Raw genomic sequence first — 3,704 nt, 5'->3', positions numbered from 1 at the left:
AAATCGCAGCGGTTCCGCCCAGCCGGTCCTGCTTTTCGATCAGCCGGACCGACGCACCGGCGTCGTGCGCCGCCAGCGCTGCGGTGAGGCCCGCTGCACCGGCCCCAATGATCAGAACATCTGTGTTGCTGTCGACTATTGTACCTCTCCCCGTCATTCGACAGGGTCTAAGGCCTTGCGGAAGTTGCCACAAACCGCACTTTGAATAGCGGGGAGATGTTTATGCGGCGACGGTTCCCGGTTGAATCGGCGCGGGCAGGCCGGTTTCGGCCAGACAATTGGCCCGCAACGTTTCGATATCGGGGCCAAAGTTGAACGGCCCGTCGGTCTCGACGATATTGTCCGCCATTTCCTTGCGCAGGCTTTCGGTTGCCGGACCATCGACGCTGCCGTCTGCGGCAATGACCACGCCATAGTCGCGCGCGCCGTTCACGGTCACCAGCCCCTGGCGGATTTCCAGAGCGACCAGTTCGGGATCGCGCTCCAGCGGGTTGCCCCAGCCGCCGCCGCCCCAGGTGATGAAGTGAAGCAAATCGCCTTCGCGCACTTCAATGCCATCCTGCTTGTTGCCGACCACTTCTTTCGAGCCATCGGCGCGTTCCAATATCTTGGTCGCCCGTTCGCCGGGCTGGCCGCCATTGACGCCCCAGGGATAGGTGAACCAGCGGTCGTCATGAATCGCGACGGTGCCGGGTTCGAGGAAGCAGTACGTCATATGGATGCCATTGCCGCCGCGGAACAGGCCGGCACCGCCGCTGTCGGGCTTGGCTTCATAGCGCTCGATGCGAAGCGGGAAATATTTCTCGAGAAATTCGTTCGGAACATTGGTGAAGCCCGGCCACAAGGAATGACCATCGGGTCCGTCGCCAAAGGGGCGACCGGGAATGCCGCCAAAGCCGATCTGGAACAGCTGGAACCATTCGCCGCTCTTGTCGAATCCCGAATACATCAGATGCGGGCTGGAAGAGAAGCCGGCGCCGTTGAGGAATTCCGGCTGGCGCTGACCGAGCAGGCCGCCGAGAATATCGAAAATCCGGCCGAGCGCATGGGTGCGTCCGGCGAGCGCTGCCGGATATTTCGGCTTGAGCAGCGAGCCTTCGGGAATCCGGACATCGACCAGATCATAGAAACCGTCGTTGAACAATATTTGCGGATCGAACACCATGATCATGTAGATGCCGAAGAACATCTTGAACATATTCTCGTTGAGAAAGAAGTTGATCGAGCTGGGTGCCTGCGGATCGGTGCCCTCGAAATCGAGAATGACCTTGCCGCCCTCGCGCCACATCTTGCAGCTGATCTTGTAGGGGCCAAAGCCAACGCCATCGTCGCAGATATAGTCGGAGAAGCTGACCGGTTCCTCGCCGATGCTGGTTTCGATCAGATGTTTCATCGCCCGGTGGTTGCGCGCCAGCAGCAGATCGGTGGCGCTGGCAAATTCATCTTCGCCAAAGCGGCCGCACATTTCGTCGACCCGGCGAGCCGCCACCCGGCAGGAAGCGATCAGCGCGTTGAGATCGGCGGCGCACCAGTCCGGCTTGCGGCTCTGGTGCAGGACGACCTTGACCATCTCTTCGTTGTAAACGCCCTTCTGGTAGATTTTTACCGGCGGGATCCGGACGCCTTCCTCGAACACGCTCTTGCTGTCGATCGGGATCGAACCGGCAACCTTGCCGCCAATGTCGGACTGATGGCCGAACATCGCGGTCCAGGCCACCAGCCTGCCGCCGCGATAGACCGGGAGCAGGACCAGCCAGTCGTTATTGTGGCTGACCGCGCCTTCGCAGCTGTACGGATCGCTGAGAAAGATCATGTCGCCTTCTTCAATGGTGCCGGGATAGGCGCGCAAAAAGCCGTCGATGAAGCTGCCGAACTGGCCGACGACCATCTTGCCCTGCCGGTCGGCGATCAGCGGAAAGGCATCGCCTTGCTCCCTGATACCGGGCGACATGGCGGTGCGCACCAAAGTGGCGTCCATCTCGATCCGGGCGTTGCGCAGGGCATTTTCCATGATGTCGAGGGTGACCGGATCGACCGCGACCTGGTTGAACGGAGCGCTGTTGGTTTCGATAATCTGTGCGGGCATGTTACGCTCCTTCCAACAGGTTGATGATCAGATTGCCATGCGCGTCGACCAGCGCCTCGCAGCCGCTGTGCACCAGCGTGGTGCTATCCATTTCGGTGACGATCGCCGGTCCCGGAATGCGATTGCCGGCCTTCAGCAGGGCGCGGTCATAAATTACCGCATCCTGCATCTTGCCGTCCATGTAGAGCTGGTGATCGCGGGTCTTTGCGGCGGATGGATCGGCATCCCCCTTTGCGATGACCGGCGGCGCGACATCGGCGGACTTGCCCAGCGCAACCGCGCGGACATTGACGATCTCATGCGGTGTCTCGTCGAGATTGAAGGTGAACAATCGTTCGTGCTCGGTATCAAAGCGGGTGATCAGCTTTTGGATCGAGAGGCCTTCCGGCTCCACCGACAGCGGAATTTCAAAGGCTTGCCCCGCATAACGGATATCAATTTCGTAGAACAGCTCGATATCCCCGGGCGCGACATCTTCGGCTTCCAGCTCCTGGCGGACCTGCGCGCCCAGACTGTCGAGATAGATGGTGAGTTCGTCATCGGTCGTATTCTGCGCCATCTCGTTGAAGCTGCGCTGGGTTTCGACCCGTTGCCGCGTCGTCGCGTCGCCATAGGCGCAGAGCACGCCGGGCGACGGCGGGATGATCACCGGCCAACTGTTCATCAGCTTGCCCATCGCATTGGCGTGCAGCGGTCCGGCGCCGCCAAAGCCCATCAGGGCAAATTCGCGCGGATCATAGCCCTGCTGGACAGAGACCAGCCGCAGCGCGCCGAACATATTCTCGTTCACAATATCGATAATGCCTGCCGCTGCGTCCATCAGGTCGATATTGAGCGCATCGGCGATCGTCTGCACGGCCTTTTTCGCGCCTTCGCGGTCGAGGGTGAAGCTGCCGCCGAGCAGGGATTCGGGTAGATAGCCGAGCACGACATTGGCATCGGTCACCGTTGGCAGTTCGCCGCCCTTGCCATAGGCGACCGGCCCGGGCACGGCACCGGCGCTTTCCGGTCCGACGCGCAGCGCCTTGGTCAGTTCGGGCACAAAGGCGATCGAGCCGCCGCCGGCACCGACGGTCTTGACGTCGATCGAAGAGGCACGGACATTGAGGTCGCCGACCGAAGTTTCCCGCTGCAGCCGCGCCGAGCCATTTTCAATCAGCGCGACATCGGTCGATGTGCCGCCCATGTCGAGAGTCAGTATATTTTTCACATTGGCACTTTTGGCTACCCAGACCGCACCGGCGACGCCGCCAGCCGGTCCCGACATCAGCAGGTTGACCGGCGCCTCGGCGCTTTTCTCGGCCGACATCAGTCCGCCGTCGGAACGCAGCAGGTTGAGCTTCGCCTTGCTGCCCCATGCCTTCAGCTCTTTTTCCAGATTGCCGACATAGCGCGCCACGGCCGGGCGGACGGCGCTATTGGCAACGGTGGTGAGCGCGCGTTCATATTCCTGCATCTCGGGCAATATGTCCGACGATATCGAAATCGGAATGTCGGGAAAGACTTCTGCGCAAATCGCAGCGACAGCCTTTTCGTGCCGGCCATCGACATAGCTGTTCATCAGGCAGATGGTCAGCGCTTCCACTTCTTCGGATGCCTTCAGCTTCTCGAGCCGCGC

3 protein-coding genes are annotated in these 3,704 nt (G+C 61.0%); all 3 read right to left on the bottom strand.

Annotated features, from left to right (window positions below):
* Positions 1-157, bottom strand: a 157-nt coding sequence (locus tag V7665_RS13940; RefSeq protein ID WP_442955206.1) for an FAD-dependent oxidoreductase, incomplete at its 3' end; no start/stop codon positions are given.
* 63 nt (positions 158-220) lie between these two features.
* Entirely contained in the window at positions 221-2,086 is a 1,866-nt protein-coding gene (locus V7665_RS09365; protein ID WP_335664273.1) for a hydantoinase B/oxoprolinase family protein, read from the bottom strand.
* A 1-nt stretch (position 2,087) separates the two neighbouring features.
* Positions 2,088-3,704, bottom strand: a 1,617-nt coding sequence (locus V7665_RS09360; protein ID WP_335664272.1) for a hydantoinase/oxoprolinase family protein, incomplete at its 5' end; no start/stop codon positions are given.

This window comes from Parasphingorhabdus sp. (assembly GCF_036964675.1).
In the GTDB taxonomy this organism is placed as follows: Bacteria; Pseudomonadota; Alphaproteobacteria; order Sphingomonadales; family Sphingomonadaceae; genus Parasphingorhabdus.
The sequence above is the reverse complement of the archived record's forward strand: the minus strand, read 5'-3'. Positions and strand labels throughout refer to the sequence as shown.

Bases quoted from the DNA above. Each gene is read 5' to 3' on its own strand.
- V7665_RS09365 (WP_335664273.1), bottom strand. From the start codon at position 2,086: ATGCCCGCACAGATTATCGAAACCAACAGCGCTCCGTTCAACCAGGTC.